Source organism: Streptomyces spinosus (assembly GCF_020400655.1).
In the GTDB taxonomy this organism is placed as follows: domain Bacteria; phylum Actinomycetota; class Actinomycetes; order Streptomycetales; family Streptomycetaceae; genus Streptomyces; species Streptomyces argyrophylli.
In genome coordinates, this window is sequence record NZ_JAINRC010000017.1 from 193,584 (window position 1) to 209,341 (window position 15,758).

Sequence of the window (15,758 nt, forward strand, 5' to 3'; positions counted from 1 at the left end):
GAGCTTACGACCCGGTAACGCCTCATGGCTCGTGTTTTCCGCCACGTGAGACACGAAGATTTGCCCGGATATCACCGTCGGCTGTCTCAGGGGTCGCTTGCGTCCCTACAATTCGCTGGCATGTCCACGGAACGGGAGTACGAGGCGGAGGCGGACGGCATGGACGGAGCGCGCGGCGCGTCCGGGACCCGGCCGAACGTGTACCACCCGCAGCCGGCTCCGGCCCCCGCGTACGAGCAGTACGCCGACCCCGCCGCCGCGCACGGCTGGCAGGACGCCTACGACGCGACCCGCGAACTGCCCGCCCTGACCGGGGCCGACGAGGTGGTCGGGGCTCACGGGACGCACGGAGCCGGGGAGACGGCGCGCCCCGTGGCGGCGCCCGAAGCCGAGGACCACGCCGAAGCGACGCGTCCGTTCGGCCCCGTCACGGCCACCGGTGTGCCCGGCGAGGGCCGGGCCGGACGGCGGCGGGCCGCGCGCCGCGCGGGCGGCCGGCGCCGGGTGGCCATCGTCGCCGGGGTCCTCGGCGTGGCCGGAGCCGTGGCCGCGTTCGCCGCGCTCGGCGGCTCGGGCTCCCCGGCCGGCGCGCGTCCCGAGGACGGCAAGAGCGCGGGCGCCGACTCCGCTCCCGCGAGCCCGCGCGGGGACACCGGTTCGCCTGGCGTGACCGCTTCCGAGTCCGACGAACCCGCGCCGTCGCGCCCGGCCGGCCCCTCGGAAACCCCCGCCAGGGCAGACGCGCACAGCGGGACGGCCGACGGCCCGGTGGCCACCACCACGCCCTCGGCGCCGGGCGGGTCGCCGTCCGGCACGCCGACGACGACACCGACCCCCACGGTGACGGCCTCGTCCGGCGCCCCGCAGGCGTCCCCGTCCGGCACGCCCGGCAGGGGCCACGGCAACGGCCACGGGGCGACGAAACACCCCCACTGAGGCCCGACCCGCAGCGTGCAGCACCGCGCCCTCGACACCGGGCGCGCCACCGTCCGGCGGCCCCGGCGGGGGTCACGGCATCGCGAACCACCGGCGGTGAACGCCGGGTTGGTGAGCGCCGCGCCACTGTGTCTTGCTGCCGTCCGTACAGGGAAACCCCTATGACCTGACACCGTGTCTTGTCGCCGCCCCTCCTCGACATTGAGAATGCGCATGACAACCAAGTGGGCGACCGGAGTACTCCGGTCGCCCAAGTCGTAAGAGGGGACCCCCACATGAAGAAGCCTCTCGTCGCCGCGCTCTCCTCCCTGGCCCTGGCAGGGCTGGGCGCGACCCCGGCGATGGCCGCCCCGCACACCACCGCCCCGCACACCACCGCCCCGCACTCCGCCAAGGCCGCCGCGGTCACCGTCGACTTCGCCGGCACCGTCTCGCTCAGCAACTGCTCCGGCTCCGTCATCCGCTTCCCGGGCTCCGCCGACACCGACCCGGCCCTGGTGCTGACGAACGGTCACTGCCTGGAGACCGGCTTCCCGGCCCCCGGCGAGGTCATCACCGGCCAGTCCTCCAGCCGTACCTTCGGCCTGCTGAACTCCGCCGGCACCAAGGTCGCCACCCTCCGCGCCAACCAGGTCGTCTACTCGACCATGACGGACACGGACGTCACGATCTACCGCACCACCACCACGTACGCGGCGATCAGGAGCTCGTACGGCATCAGCCCGCTCACCGTGCAGGACACGCACCCGGTCGCCGGCACCGCCATCAAGGTGGTCTCCGGCTACTGGAAGCGCATCTACAGCTGCAACATCGACGGGTTCGTGTACCGGCTGAAGGAGGGCGACTGGACCTGGAAGGACTCGGTCCGCTACACCTCCGCCTGCAACACCATCGGCGGCACCTCCGGCTCCCCGGTCGTCGACACCGCCACCGGCAAGGTCGTCGCCGTCAACAACACCGGCAACGAGGACGGCCAGCGGTGCACGGAGAACAACCCGTGCGAGGTCGACGCGAACGGCACCGTCACCGTCCGCCAGGGCATCAACTACGCCGAGGAGACCTACAACATCCCGGCCTGCTTCACCACCGGCAACAAGCTCAACCTGACCGCCGCCGGCTGCACCCTGCCCAAGCCGTAGACGCGGATCACAGCGGCGTACGGCGGACGGAGCGCCCCGCCAGGACGTCCGTCCGCCTGCCGTCCTCGATGACGAACCGGCCGTCGACCAGCACGTACGGGATGCCGGCCGGCAGCCCGCGGGGCTCGGCGAAGGTGGCGCCGGACGCGACCGTCCCCGGGTCGAACAGGACCAGGTCGGCCCGGTAGCCCTCGCGCACCAGCCCGCGGTCCGGCAGCCGCAGCCGTGCCGCGGGCCGGGAGGTGAGGTGGGCCACGCACTCCTCCAGCGTCAGCACCCCCAGCTCCCGCACGTAGTGGCCGAGGTAGTGCGGGAAGGTGCCGTACGCGCGCGGGTGCGGCTTGCTGCCCCGCAGGATGCCGTCGGAGCCGCCGGTGTGCGCGCGGTGCCGCATGATCGCGCGGACGTTCTCCTCGTGGCCGACGTGCTGCAGCACGGTCGTCCCGAGCCGGTCCCCGACCAGCAGCCGGTGCGCCGTGGCCCAGGGCGTCTCGCCGCGCAGCTCCGCCGCCTCGCGGACCGTACGGCCCACGACGCCGGCCAGGCCCGGATCGGTCACGCCGGAGATCTCGACCGTCTCCCACTCCACCGGCACGCCGTGACAGCCGTCCGAGCCGGTGACCTCCAGGTCGTACCGGATCCGCTCGGCCGTCGCCGGGTCGGCGAGCCGCGCCAGGATCTCCTCCGGGCCGCCCTCGCTCGCCCAGCTCGGCAGCAGCGCGGCCAGCGTGGTGCAGCCGGGGGTGTAGGGGTAGGTGTCCAGGGTGATGTCCGCGCCCGCGTCCAGGGCCCGGTCGAGCAGGGTGAGCAGGTGCGGAGCCCGGCCCTTGTTCACGCCGAAGTTCATCGTCGCGTGCGCGAGGTGCAGCGGGCAGCCCGCCTCGCGGGTCAGGGAGACCATCTCGGCGTACGCCTCCAGGGCGCCGGCGCCGTAGGAGCGGTGGTGCGGGCAGTAGTAGCCGCCGTAGGACGCCACCACGCGGCACAGCTCGGTCAGTTCGGCGTCCCGGGCGTACATCCCGGGCGTGTACGTCAGTCCCGAGGACAGCCCGACCGCGCCCTGCTCCAGCCCCTCGGCCACCAGCCGCCGCATCCGGTCCAGTTCCTCTGCGGTCGCCTCGCGGTCCTCCCAGCCGACGACGAGCGCCCGGACCGTGCCCTGCGGGATCAGATAGGCCGCGTTCACGGCGATGCCCCGGTCCAGCCGGTCCAGGTACTCGCCGACGCTGCGCCAGTCGAAGTCGACGTCCTCGCCGTACCCGTTCCAGCCGGTGATCGCCCGGCGCACCTCCTCCAGGGTGCGGTCGTCCACCGGGGCGTACGACAGCCCGTCCTGGCCCAGCACCTCCAGCGTGACCCCCTGCGCCGCCTTCGCGCTGTGGTCGGGGTCGCGCAGCAGGGCCAGGTCGGAGTGGGCGTGCATGTCGATGAAGCCGGGGGAGAGGACCAGGCCCTCCGCGTCGATCTCCCGCATGGCGCTCGGGCGCTGGCAGCCCGCCGCCGCGGCCTCCTTGACGATCGAGACGATCCGGCCGGCGTCGATCACGACATCGGCGCGGTACGCGTCCGCCCCGCTGCCGTCGACGACGTCGGCGTCCCGGATGACCAGGTCCTCCACGCGGGCCTCCTAGAAGAACGTACGGATGTAGTCGACGACCGTGCCGTCCGCCTCGGCCACCGGGATCAGCTGCCACTTGTCGAAGGACGTGCACGGGTGGGACAGGCCGAAGCCGATCCAGTCGCCGACCGCCAGATCCGCCTCCGGCTCCGTGCGCAGCCAGGTGTGCTGGTCGGAGAGCCCGGTCACGGTGATGCCGGTGGCCGGGCGCTCCTCGCCGTCGCGGCGTACCACCTGGGCGGCGGGCAGGTCGAGGTCGTAGGCCGCGTCGCGCTTGCCCGCGTCGGCGAAGGCCTGCTCGGGCGTCGGCCGGGAGACCACCTGCGCCCACAGCCGGAAGGCGGGCTCCAGGGCGCCCTCCTCGGGCACCCGGCCGAACGGGGTGAGCCTGCGGTAGTGCCCGTCGTCGTGCGAGACGTACGCGCCCGAGCGCAGCAACTTCAGCACGGGCCTGGACAGTTCGGGAATCCCGGCGAAGACGTCGGCGACGGCGTCGAACCAGGCGCTGCCGCCCGCGCTCACCACGATCTCCGCGGCCTCGTCGAACCGCCCGTCCTTGTCGAGGCCGGCGGCCAGCGCCACCAGCCGCCGCAGATACGCCCGCACGCGCTCCGGATCGGCCCCCGGCACCTCGCCCTCGTACCCCGCCACGCCGACCAGGCGCAGGGTCGGTACGGCGGCGACGGCCGCGGCGACGGCCGCGCACTCCGCCTCCGTGCGCACGCCGGTCCGGGCCCCTTCGCCCGCGCCCAGCTCGATCACGACGTCCACCGGACGGGCCGTGCCGGCGAGGGCCGCGTCCATCAGCTCCACCCCGCGCACGGAGTCGACGTAACAGACGAACCGGAACTCCGGGTCGGCGGCCAGCTCGCCGGCGATCCAGCGCAGGGCGGGCGCGCCCACCAGCTCGTTGGCGAGGAAGACCCGCTGGACGCCGAACGCGCGGGCCACCCGCACCTGGTGCGGCACCGCGAGCGTGATCCCCCAGGCGCCGTGCTCGATCTGGCGGTGGAAGAGCTGCGGGGCCATGGAGGTCTTGCCGTGCGGGGCGAAGGCGAGACCGTGCCGGGCGGTGTACGCCTCCATCAGCGCGAGGTTGTGCTCCAGGCGCTCGGCGGACAGCGCGAGGACGGGGGTGGTGAAGCCGTCGCCGTCCCGGAAGAGGTTGCGGCGCTGGGCGGCCAGCTCGGCGACGGTCAGGCCGGCGGCGTCCGGGGGGAGCCCCTTGAAGCGGTGGTCGACGCGTTCCTCGGCCAGGCGGGTGAGCGCTTCGGTGCCCATGCAGCCCCTCTCAAGCGTTGCAAATAATGCAACGACCATTGCGTGTTGTGCTTACAGGTGTCTAGCATCTCGCCGAACACCGGGTCAACGGATCCGCCGGCCGGGCGATCGACAGGAGTCATCATCAACGACGCTGCTTACGCCTCGGCCGTTGCGCACCCGCGGACTGTCCTGGACGTGGACGTGGCGGCGCTCGGCGAGTCCATGGTCACCTTCCTGCCCAGCCGACCCGGCCGCCTCGCCGACGTCCCCTCCTTCGACCGGGCCATCGGCGGCGCCGAGTCCAACGTCGCCTGCGCCCTGGCCGCGTTCGGGCACACGGCACGCTGGATCAGCCGCGTCGGCGCGGACGGCTTCGGCGACCACCTGCTGGAGCGGATCGCCGGGTACGGCGTCGACGTCACCGCCGTGCACCGCGACCCCGGCCGGCCCACGGGCGTCTACTTCCGCACCGCCGGCGACCGGGGAACGGGCGCACATGAGGTGGCGTACTACCGGGCCGGCTCGGCGGCCTCGGCGATGTCCGTGACCAACGTGGACCTCACGGCGGCCCGCGCGGCCCGCGTCCTGCACCTGACCGGCATCACGGCCGCGCTGTCGCGGGAGTGCCGGGAACTGCTGCACGAGCTGACGGCCCCCCTCCCGGGGCGCCCGCTGGTGTCCTTCGACGTGAACTACCGCCCGGGACTGTGGGGCGACGACGAGGACGCCCGGCTCCTGCTCGAACTGGCCCGGCGCGCGGACATCGTGTTCGTGGGCGCGGACGAGGCGGAGCAGGCATGGGGCGTCACGGGCGGCCCCGAGGCCGTCCGCAGGCTGCTGCCCGAGCCGGCGGCGCTGGTGGTGAAGCAAGGGGCGCAGGGTGCGACGGCCTTCGCGCGTCCGCTCCCCGCGGGCGGTCGTGCCGCGCGGGCGGCGGACGTCCCGGACAAGGGCGGCGCCCCGTCGGCGCCGGGCCGCGCGGCCCGCCCCCGGCCCGGTGCCGCCCCGCCCGTCTTCGTGCCCGCCCTCGGCACAGCCGTCGTGGCGACCACCGGCGCCGGAGACGCCTTCGCCGCCGGTTTTCTCTCGGCGACCCTGCGGGGACTGACCGTCAGGGACCGGCTCCGCTACGGCCACCTCTTCGCCGCCGCCGCCCTCACCGCCCCCGGTGACCTGGCCGCGCCTCCCGCCCGCGGCCACGCCGACCGCCTCGCCGCCCTGGACGACGACGCATGGGGGAGACTTCGACTCGGCCCCGGCTGGACGCAAGCCGAGCAGGCCGAGGAGGAGGCGAACATCCCATGAGTCAGACCGTCGACCGCGCCCTGAGCATCCTGCCGCTGCTCGCCGAGGGCCCCGCCGACCTCGGCCAGGTGGCCGACCGCCTCGGCGTGCACAAGTCCACGGCCCTCCGCCTCCTGCGCACCCTGCACGAACACGGCCTGGTCTACCGCCAGTCCGACCAGCGGTACCGCCTCGGCGCCCGCCTCTTCGCCCTCGCGCAGGAGGCGATGGAGAACCTCGACATCCGCGAGATCGCCCACCCCCACCTCGTACGGCTGAACGAACAGTGCGGCCACACCGTGCACCTCGCCGTCTACGAGGAGAACGAGGTGCTGTACATCGACAAGGTCGACAGCCGCTACCCGGTCCGCATGTACTCGCGGATCGGCAAGCCCGTCGCCATCACCGTCGCCGCCGTCGCCAAGCTGCTCCTCGCCGACCTGCCCGAAGCCGAGCGCCGCGCCCTCGCCGAGCGGCTCGACTACCCCCTGTACACGGCCCGTTCGACCCCCCACGCCGAGGCCTTCCTGAAGGAGCTGGCCACGGTGCGCGAACAGGGCTGGGCCACCGACCTCGGTGGCCACGAGGAGTCCATCAACTGCGTCGCCGCCCCCATCCGCGGCGCCGACGGCCGGGTGGTCGCCGCCATGTCGGTCTCCGCGCCGAACGTGGTCGTCACCGCCGAGGAACTCCTCACCCTGCTCCCGCTGGTGCGCCGTACGGCGGACGCCATCAGCGGCGAGTACTCCGGACGCACCCCAGTGAAGGACCGCACCGCATGACCGACAAGATCGCCCTCACCCCGAAGACCCACACCACCCCGCCCGCGAAGTTCTCGCACGGCGTGCGCAAGGGCAACATCCTCCAGGTCGCCGGCCAGGTCGGCTTCCTGCCCGCCGAGGAGGGCAAGCCCCCGACGCCCGCCGGTCCCTCGCTGCGCGAGCAGACCCTGCAGACCCTCGCCAACGTCAAGGCGATCCTGGAGGAGGGCGGCGCCGGCTGGGACGACGTGATGATGATCCGCGTCTACCTCACCGACGTGGACCACTTCGCCGAGATGAACGAGATCTACAACGCCTACTTCGAGGAGCAGGGCCTCACCCAGCCGCCCGCCGCCCGCACGACCGTCTACGTCGGTCTGCCGGCCGGCCTCCTCATCGAGATCGACGCCCTCGCCGTCCTCGGCTGACGCCACCTCACCACCCCCCGCACCTGACGCACCTCCCGCACGTCCTGTACGGCACGGCACCCCATGGGGCGCCGTGCCGCGCTCCCCCCTGCCCGAAAGCAGTATGCATTTACGTAGAGGACCCCCGTATGTCCTATCCGCTCGCCGCCCCCGCCCCCGCTCCCGCCGCACCACCCCACACCGGAGGCCTGCTCCTCCTCGTCGACGGCACGGCCGGACTGCTCACGGTCGCCGCCGTGGGCATCGCCCTGCTCCTCTTCCTGATCATCAAGGTCAGGCTCCAGCCGTTCGTCGCCCTGCTCGCCGTCTCCATAGCCGTCGGCCTGCTGGCCGGCCTGTCGGTCACCGAACTCTTCGGCACGGTCCAGCGCTCGGACGCGGTGTCCACCATCGAGTCCGGCATGGGCGGCATCCTCGGCCACGTCGCGATCATCATCGGCCTCGGCACCATGCTCGGCGCCGTCCTGGAGGTCAGCGGCGGCGCGGAGGTACTGGCCTCACGCCTGCTCGCCCTGTTCGGCGAGCGCCGGGCCCCCCTCGCCATGGGACTGACCGGCCTGATCTTCGGTATCCCGGTCTTCTTCGACGTCGGCATCTTCGTCCTCGCGCCGATCGTCTACGCCGCCGCCAAGCGAAGCGGCAGGTCCATCCTCCTGTACTGCCTGCCCCTGCTGGCCGGCCTGTCGATGACCCACGCCTTCCTGCCCCCGCACCCGGGCCCGGTGGCCGCCGCCGGACTGCTCCACGTCGACCTCGGCTGGGTCATCCTCATGGGCGTCGTCTGCGGCATCCCCGCCGTGCTGGCCGCCTGGGCGTACTCCGCGTGGATCGGCCACCGCCTCTTCGTCGCCGTACCGCAGGACATGGTGGAGGCGGCGGCGGAGGCGAAGCAGGCCGTCCTCCAGGAGCAGCGCGCCTCGGGCGCCGAACCGCGCGAGGAGCCGGTGCCGCTGGGCACGGTCCTCGCCATCATCGGTACGCCGCTGGTCCTGATCCTCGCCGCCACCTTCTCCTCGATCGCCTTCGACCCCTCCACCGGCCGCTCCGTCGTCGAGTTCTTCGGCCACCCCTTCGTCGCCCTGACGATCGCCCTCCTCCTCGCCTACTACCTGCTCGGCCTCCGCCGCGGCTGGTCGCGCAAGTCCCTGGAGACGGTGTCGACGGCGTCCCTGAAGCCGATCGGCAACATCCTGCTGGTCGTCGGCGCGGGCGGCGTCTTCGGTGCCGTACTGAAGGCGAGCGGGGTGGCGCAGGCGCTGTCGGACACGTTCCACGACGTGGGCCTGCCCGTGATCGTGCTGTCCTACCTGATCTCGCTCGTGCTGCGGGTCGCCCAGGGGTCGGCGACGGTCGCGATCGTCACGACGGCGGGCATCGTGGCGCCCCTGCTGTCCGAGGGCCACCACTCCCAGGCCTTCGTCGCCCTCGTCATCATGGCCGTCTCGGCGGGCTCCATCTTCGCCTCGCACGTCAACGACGGCGGATTCTGGATGGTGGCCAAGTACTTCGGCATCAGCGAACGCGACACGCTGCGCACCTGGACGGTCCTGGAATCGGTGCTGTCACTGGCGGGGTTCGCGGTGGCGGCGGTGGTCAGCGTGTTCGTGAGCTGACTGGTTCCGGCACAGGAAAGTCGTCCATACTGCCGCCGTGGAGCAGCGCATAGGATCGAGCAGCGAGCCGACCGAGGCAGCGGAGCCGTTGAAGGCGGAGCCTTCGAAGACCGGGCCGTCGAAGGCCGAACCCGTCAAGGCCGAGCCCGTGTTGGGCGCCGGTTTCGACCCGGCCTTCGTCCCGGGGATCACGGGTCCGGCGCCGACGGACGCGGTGACGAAGTCACCGGAGCCGGCGTCCGGGGCCGCACCGGTGGAGGACTCGGTACGGCCGCCGGCCTCCGGCCCGGTGTCCTCGGACCCGGTGTCCTCCGAACCGGCGTCCCCCGAACGGGTGGACGCCGTCGGCGGTGCGGACGCCGGGACCGTCGCCGACGTGGAGGACGAGGCCGACGGCCCGGTCTTCGAGGCGTCCGACCGCCGGGCGCGGATAGTGGCCGACCGCAGGGGCGTCCGTCTCAGCCTGGACGAGGAGGCCTGCGAGTTCCGCTGGGACGAGATCGCGGCGGTGGAGACGGAGTCGCCCCGCTTCGGCAAGCGCTTCACGATCACCGTGCACACCCCTGACCGCCGCTGGTACCCGATCGAGATCGAGGCGGCGGCCAGGGCGCGCTTCAAGGAGTGGGACGAGCAGCTGGACGCGGTGCTCGACGCCTACTTCGAGGAGGCGTGACCTAACCGCAGTACTGGGCGGCCTTACCGATCGACCGGTACATGCAGTCGGCGTTCTCCAGCAGCTGCAGCACGGCGTCCCTGTTCCGGGAGGTCTCCCGCTCGATGACCTCGTCGGGCGGGTAGAACCCGCCTCCCGAACTGGACGTCGGATACATCTCGAAGGTGTAGTCGAAGATCCTGTGCACGCCCCAGAGGTAGTCGTCGATGGACCCGTCGGTGATGTACAGGTCGCTGGACTGCTCCGCCGTGTACCCGTTGCTGGCGGCCATCTTCTGCCCCACGGCCTTGAACGCGGCGGCGTCGTCCGCGGTCATGCCGGTGGCGGTGTCCGCGTAGGTGTACCCGAACGGCCACAGCACCAGTTCGCTGTACGTGTGGAAGTCGATGCCGGCCTTGATCTGCTGCTTGCCGCCGACGACCCGGCCGCGCACGAAGTCGGCGACGACCTTCACCTCGGGGGCGGACTCGGCGGCGGGCCCGCGGTAGGTCTCGGAGGAAGCCGACCCCGACGACCCGCCGCAGCAGCCCCACTTGTAGTTCCAGTTCCGGTTCAGGTCCGTGCCGACGTACGAGGAACCGGAGTTGGGCTGCCGGTTCTTCCGCCACGACCGGTACGACCCGCTGGCGATGTCGTACTCGCCGCCGTCCGGGTTCAGGTCGGGGATGATCCAGATCTCCCGGCTGTTGACGATGTTCGTGATCCGGGAGTCGGACCCGTACCCCGCGCCGAGTTCGCGCAGCAGGTACAGCGCCATCTCCACGGTCAGGTGCTCCCGCGCGTGCTGGTGGGCGGTGAACAGGACTTCCGGCTCGTCCTCGTCGGTGCCGACGTTGTCGCTGACCTTGATGGCGACGATGTCCCGCCCCTGGTACGACTTGCCGATCACCCGCTTGCTCATGATGCCCGGGTAGGCGGCGAGCCGCTGGTCGATCTCGGCGTTCATCTCGGCGTAGTTGTGGTACTTCGCGTCGGCGCCGGGGAAGTCGTAGAGCCGCGCCCCGGACCGCCGCGGCGCGCTTCCCGACGGCTGCACGTCGTACCCGAGCCGCCGGAGCTTCCGGATCTGCTCGGCCCGCCCGGACACGACGACGGTCTCCTCGTCGGCCTCGTCGACGGTGACACCGGTCGCCTGGATGGCCGTACGGGTCACGGGCGTCGTGCTCTGGTGGATCTCGTACTGCCGGATGCCGTCACCGGTGGGCTCGACCTTACGGACACCGTCGGCGCGGGCGGCCTGCCCGACGGTGGCCGATACCGGTGCGGCGAGCGCGAGGGCCAGCAGCGCACCGAGAGCGGCGGTACGTCTGCCGCCACGCGCGCCGGAGCCGCGGATGCGAAGTCGCATGAACTCTCCTTGTGGGGTGGAGGTGAGGTGTTCCCGTGCGACGTGCGGACGCGAACCGACGGGGGCCTTCGGTCGGGCTCCCTGTGAGTTCGCTGTGCGGGTCGGCGCTCATGGTGCGGGGTTGGCATGATCAGGTCAAGCCTGGGGAGAGGGAACGACCGGAAACGGCGGGGCGATCCCGAGGTGCCGCTCAGCCCGCGGAGGGCGACGCCTTCAGGGCTTCGAGGAAGGCGGCGAAGGCGGGGGCGGGGAAGGTGAGGGCGGCTCGGGTGGGGGCCTTGGAGTCGCGGATGGATATGCGGGTGCGACGGTTGAAGACCTCTACACAGGCATCCCCCTGGCCACCTCCGGAGAAGGACGACTTCTGCCAGGTGCCAGGGGTCAGCATGCTCACAGCTCCTTCGTCAGCCTGTGGATGAAGTCACGCGACCGGCGGGGGTCGAGTGACGCCGCCTCTACCCTACGGAAGAGCGTTCGGTAGCGACTGAGCTGAGCTTCGGCGTCGATGAAAACAGGTCCGCCGGGGCCGTCGCGGACGACCGTGTCCAGCCTGGGCACGGCGCCACCCGCGTACACCATGGCGCTGCCGGCTCCGCCGAAGTCGTCCAGGTCGAAGGGGATGACGCGTACCGTCACGTGGTCGGCCTCGGAGAGTTCCAGTACGCGGACGAGCTGAGCCCGCGCAGCGCTGCGGTCTCCCACCCTGATGCGCAGCGCCGCCTCGTGGACCAACGCCTCGTACGGGACCGGATCCGGGCGCTCGATGATGACCCTGCGCTTCATCCGGTGGTCCACCCAGCGCTCCACGTCGCTCTCCGGGAACTCCGGGTTCACGTAGGCGAAGAGCGCGCGGGCGTACTCCGGCGTCTGGAGGAGGCCCGGGACGTGGAGGAACTCCACGTCCCAGCGGTAGTTCGCATGGTGTTCCAACTCGGGCAGGTCCATGAACGGTGTCGGTAGCAGGCCCCGGTACTCCTCCCACCAGCCGCGTGTCCTGTCGGTGGCCATCGCGACCAAGGCGTCGATCAGTGCGGTGTCCGTACAGGAGTACTGAGCCGCGAGCCGCCGTACCCGCTCCTCGCTCACACCGGCGGTACCGGCCTCGATCTGGCTCATCTGGGCCGCGTCCGTTCCGAGCAGTGCGGCTGCTTCGCGCCCCTTGAGTCCCGCCGCTTCACGCAGTTTCCGCAGCTCGGCGCCGAGACGCTCCTGCCGTGCGGTGGGCTGCTGCCTGCGCGGCATGGCTTCCTCCCTCGCCACAAGTGCCCTGAGGCAGTGCCTCGTTCGAGGGGTAGGTTACGGCAACGACTTGCGGCGTCCCAAAATATGGCCTTACCGTCGGTGACGCATCCGATACGCCGCGGAAGCGCACCGTGCCGTCCCGCCACGACGGCTGCGGCAATGCCACCGCGCGCGGAGACCCCCTCACCGGACTGGAGCTGATGACGCATGCCCGAGAACGAACCCTGGGACTACACGCTCTACATCCCCAACGACCCCAGAGCCGTCACGGTCTGCCGCGGAACCCTGCGCGTGATCCTGACGCTGCACGGGCTGACCGGGCTGATGGAGACGGCGGAACTCCTCGCGACGGAGCTGGTGTCGAACGCGGTACGGCACACCAAGGGGCCGGCCGCGCTGAGGGTGCGCCGCTCCCCGGAGGGCCTGGTGTGGATCGGGGCGTGGGACACGGATCCCGCCCCGCCTGAGCCGCCGGTGCCGTTGGAGCAGGCGCTGGAGCGGGAGGAGGGGCGGGGCCTGGGGCTGGTGATGGCCTGCGCGGAGTACTGGGGCTGGCAGCCGTCGGCGCGGTTCGGGGACCGGGGGAAGTACGTGTGGTGCGAGCTGGAGGTGGCGTGATGGTCGGCTCGTCGCACGAAGCGCTGCACCGGATCTTCCAGAAGGACCCGGCGTTGCTGACGCGGGCGTTACAGCGGGTGCTGGACGTGCCGTTCCCGGAGCCGCGGGAGATCGCGGCGCTGAACGTGGACCTGACGGAGATCGAGCCGGTCGAGCGCCGGGTGGACACGTTGCTGCGGGCGGAGACGGACCAGGGCACGTATCTGCTGGTGGTGGAGTCGCAGGGGAAGGCGGACGAGCGCAAGCGGGGCAGCTGGCCGTACTACCTGTCGTACCTGTACGAGAAGTACCGGTGTGAGCCGGTGCTGATCGTGATCACGCAGAGCAGTGCTACGGCGAAGTGGGCCTCGCGTCCGATCCGGTTCGGGTTCCGGGGGTGGGACTCGCTGACGGTACGGCCGCTGGTGCTGGGGCCGGACAACGTGCCGGTGATCGAGGATGAGCGGCAGGCGGAGCGGGACGTCCCCCTTGCGGTGCTCTCGGCGATGACACACGGGCGTGGGCCGCGGGCGGCGGCCATACTGGAATCCCTGGCATCCGCCTTGCGGACCATCGACCCCGACAGCGCCGCGGTCTTCGTGCAGTTCGTCGACTCATGCCTGGCCGATCCCCAGGCGAAGCAGATGTGGAGGGATCTGATGACGGCGATCCAGTACTTCTGGCGACACCCCTTGGCCGAACAGGTGCGCGAGGAGGGTCGAGAACAGGGCCTGGAGGAGGGGCGGGCCGAAGCCAAGGCCGAGATGGTGCTTCACATCCTGGAATGGCGCGGCATCCCCGTGCCCGACACCGTCCGCGAACGGGTGAACGCCTGCACGGATCTCGACCAGCTGGAGACCTGGGCCCAGCGAGCCGTGCACGCGCTGGAGGCCACGGAGCTGTTCACCGGGGGGTGAGTGCGTAACCCTTGACGTGGTCCACTCCAGCCCGGGCCGGTCCCGTCGGGGCTGGGTCCCGGCTCCGCCGGTGCCGTCGCTCGTACAAGCGCTCAAGCAGTCGCAATGCGGCCTTCACGACATGGGCGGTTGCCCAGTCCGGCCCCCCCGCCACACGAGACAGCGCCCGGGCCAGAAGGTCCGGGCGCTGGGGTGGGGCGGGGTCAGGTCACGGCAGGGCGTGGACGTGGGGGCCGACCGTGTTCGACCACGCGTTGCCCGCCGCCGCGTCCCAGTTCGTGGACCAGGTCATCGCGCCCCGAAGCGCGGGGTACGTCTTGGACGGCTTGAAGGTGCCGCAGTTCGTGGCCGCCGTGAGGCAGTCCAGGGCGTTGTCGACCACCGTCGGGGAGACGTAGCCGCTGCCCGCCGCGCGGGTGGAGGCGGGGACGCCGAGGCCGACCTGGGACGGGGAGAGGCCGCCCTCCAGCTGGATGCAGGCGAGTGCCGTCAGGAAGTCGACCGTGCCCTGGCTGTAGACCTTGCCGTCGCAGCCCAGCATGGAACCGCTGTTGTAGTACTGCGTGTTGACGACCGTCAGGATGTCCTTGACGTTCAGGGCCGTCTGGAAGTACGCGTTCGAGGTGGACTGCATGTCGATCGTCTGGGGGGCCATCGTGATGATCAGCGAGGAGCCCGCCTTCGACGACAGGGCGCGCAGCGCCTGCGTCATGTAGGTCGCGTTGAGGCCGTTCTCCAGGTCGATGTCGACGCCGTCGAAACCGTACGTCTGCATCAGGGAGTAGACCGAGTTGGCGAAGTTGGCCGCCGAGCCGGCGTCGTTGACCGACACCGAGCCCTTCTCGCCGCCGACGGAGATGACGACCTTCTTGCCGGCGGCCTGCTTGGCCTTGATGTCGGCCTTGAACTGGTCGGCGGTGTAGCCGTTCAGGCCGGCCGAGTCCAGGGTGAAGGAGACGGCTCCCGGGGTCGACGTGGCGTCGGCGAAGGCCACCGCGATGATGTCGTAGGACGACGGGACGTCCGAGAGCTTCTGGACCGTGGCGCCGTTGTTGAAGTTCTGCCAGTAGCCGGTCACGGCGTGCTTGGGCAGGGAGCCGCCGCCCCCGCCGCCCGTGCCGGAGGCCGTCGTGCCCGTCACCGTGGCCGACTTGGCCGACTCGCCGGCCGCGTTGGTCGCGGTGACCTGGAAGGAGTACGACGTGGCCGCCGTGAGCCCGGTGACCGTCGCCGACGTGCCGGTCACGGCCGTGACCTTCGTGCCGTTGCGGTACACGTTGTAGCCGGTCGCGCCCGACACCGCCGACCAGGACAGGGAGACCGAGGAGGACGTCGTACCGGTCACGGAGAGGCCGGCCGGGGCCGCCGGGACCGTCGGGGCCGGGTCGCCGCCTCCGCCGCCGTCGGGGCCGTAGACCGAGATGTCGTCGGCGTAGTAGGCCGCCTGGCCGTACCAGCCGTGGGTGTAGACCGTGACCGAGGTCGTCGAGGAGCCGGTGGTGAAGGTGGTCGACAGCTGCTTCCAGGACGCCGAGTCGGGGGTCCACGTCGAGACGTCCGTCGTGCCGGTGCCCGTCACGCCCAGGTAGGAGTAGCCGCCCTGCACCCACGCGCTCAGTGTGTACGTCGAGTTGGGCTTGACCGCGACCGTCTGGGTGCACTGGGCGTTGTCCTGGCCCGCCGGGGTCGCCTTCAGGGCCCCGGTGCCCCCGTGCACCGGGGACGTGACCGTCGTGCCGCTGCCGGCCGTGCAGGTCCAGTTGGCCAGGCCCGACTCGAAGCCCGCGTTCTTCACGTTGTTGACGTCCGCGGCGGACGCGGGTCCGGCCGTGGCGAGGCCCGCGACCGAGAGGGCCAGGGCGGTGGCGGCGGACCATGCCGCGAGCCGGCGTGCGCGTGGTCTGGGTATGCCTGGAGCGCGGTCCACTGGAGCCTCCGT

General features: G+C 71.7%; 15 protein-coding genes. 9 read left to right on the forward strand and 6 right to left on the reverse strand.

Annotated features, from left to right (window positions below; all coding sequences use genetic code 11):
• Positions 1-120: 120 nt before the first annotated feature.
• Both LG395_RS30470 and LG395_RS30475 read left to right on the forward strand, forming a co-directional pair.
• Positions 121-936, forward strand: coding sequence for a hypothetical protein (locus tag LG395_RS30470; protein WP_225811887.1), 816 nt, complete (start codon positions 121-123; stop codon positions 934-936).
• 275 nt (positions 937-1,211) lie between these two features.
• Complete coding sequence (locus LG395_RS30475) at positions 1,212-2,075, forward strand: S1 family peptidase (RefSeq protein WP_225811888.1); 864 nt, start codon at positions 1,212-1,214, stop codon at positions 2,073-2,075.
• 7 nt (positions 2,076-2,082) lie between these two features.
• On the opposite strand, the gene LG395_RS30480 is transcribed toward LG395_RS30475, so the two are convergent.
• Entirely contained in the window at positions 2,083-3,693 is a 1,611-nt protein-coding gene (locus tag LG395_RS30480; RefSeq protein WP_225811889.1) for an N-acyl-D-amino-acid deacylase family protein, read from the reverse strand.
• A gap of 9 nt (positions 3,694-3,702) precedes the next feature.
• Positions 3,703-4,974: an amino acid deaminase gene (locus LG395_RS30485; protein ID WP_225811890.1), complete on the reverse strand. Its 1,272-nt coding sequence runs from the start codon at positions 4,972-4,974 to the stop codon at positions 3,703-3,705.
• A 204-nt stretch (positions 4,975-5,178) separates the two neighbouring features.
• Between LG395_RS30485 and LG395_RS30490 the strand changes: the two genes are divergently transcribed.
• From LG395_RS30490 to LG395_RS30510, 5 genes are all read left to right on the forward strand, one after another.
• Positions 5,179-6,261 (forward strand): sugar kinase, encoded by a 1,083-nt coding sequence (locus LG395_RS30490; protein ID WP_372463487.1) that lies wholly within the window; start codon positions 5,179-5,181, stop codon positions 6,259-6,261.
• Complete coding sequence (locus tag LG395_RS30495) at positions 6,258-7,022, forward strand: IclR family transcriptional regulator (protein ID WP_171153278.1); 765 nt, start codon at positions 6,258-6,260, stop codon at positions 7,020-7,022. Before LG395_RS30490 ends, LG395_RS30495 begins: the two co-directional genes overlap by 4 nt.
• Positions 7,019-7,429, forward strand: coding sequence for a RidA family protein (locus LG395_RS30500; RefSeq protein ID WP_030652279.1), 411 nt, complete (start codon positions 7,019-7,021; stop codon positions 7,427-7,429). Before LG395_RS30495 ends, LG395_RS30500 begins: the two co-directional genes overlap by 4 nt.
• Before the next feature lie 128 nt (positions 7,430-7,557).
• Positions 7,558-9,042: a GntP family permease gene (locus LG395_RS30505; protein ID WP_225811891.1), complete on the forward strand. Its 1,485-nt coding sequence runs from the start codon at positions 7,558-7,560 to the stop codon at positions 9,040-9,042.
• A 37-nt stretch (positions 9,043-9,079) separates the two neighbouring features.
• Positions 9,080-9,715, forward strand: a complete 636-nt coding sequence (locus LG395_RS30510; RefSeq protein ID WP_372463482.1) for a hypothetical protein — start codon at positions 9,080-9,082, stop codon at positions 9,713-9,715.
• A gap of 1 nt (position 9,716) precedes the next feature.
• On the opposite strand, the gene LG395_RS30515 is transcribed toward LG395_RS30510, so the two are convergent.
• From LG395_RS30515 to LG395_RS30525, 3 genes are all read right to left on the reverse strand, one after another.
• Positions 9,717-11,063 carry a M14 family metallopeptidase gene (locus tag LG395_RS30515; RefSeq protein ID WP_225811892.1) on the reverse strand — a complete coding sequence of 449 codons (1,347 nt, stop codon included), beginning with the start codon at positions 11,061-11,063 and terminating at the stop codon, positions 9,717-9,719.
• A gap of 190 nt (positions 11,064-11,253) precedes the next feature.
• Positions 11,254-11,451, reverse strand: coding sequence for a DUF397 domain-containing protein (locus LG395_RS30520; protein ID WP_171153273.1), 198 nt, complete (start codon positions 11,449-11,451; stop codon positions 11,254-11,256).
• Positions 11,452-11,453: 2 nt separating this feature from the next.
• Positions 11,454-12,305: a helix-turn-helix domain-containing protein gene (locus LG395_RS30525; protein WP_225811893.1), complete on the reverse strand. Its 852-nt coding sequence runs from the start codon at positions 12,303-12,305 to the stop codon at positions 11,454-11,456.
• Between the two features lie 207 nt (positions 12,306-12,512).
• On the opposite strand from LG395_RS30525, the gene LG395_RS30530 reads away from it, so the two are divergent.
• Both LG395_RS30530 and LG395_RS30535 read left to right on the forward strand, forming a co-directional pair.
• The gene (locus LG395_RS30530) at positions 12,513-12,923 is read left to right on the forward strand and encodes an ATP-binding protein (protein ID WP_171153269.1); all 411 of its coding nucleotides are present in this window, start codon (positions 12,513-12,515) and stop codon (positions 12,921-12,923) included.
• On the forward strand, positions 12,923-13,819 hold the full coding sequence (locus LG395_RS30535; RefSeq protein WP_171153267.1) for an RpnC/YadD family protein: 897 nt from the start codon (positions 12,923-12,925) through the stop codon (positions 13,817-13,819). Before LG395_RS30530 ends, LG395_RS30535 begins: the two co-directional genes overlap by 1 nt.
• 208 nt (positions 13,820-14,027) lie before the next feature.
• On the opposite strand, the gene LG395_RS30540 is transcribed toward LG395_RS30535, so the two are convergent.
• Positions 14,028-15,746: a chitinase gene (locus LG395_RS30540; RefSeq protein ID WP_308071422.1), complete on the reverse strand. Its 1,719-nt coding sequence runs from the start codon at positions 15,744-15,746 to the stop codon at positions 14,028-14,030.
• Between the last annotated feature and the right edge of the window lie 12 nt (positions 15,747-15,758).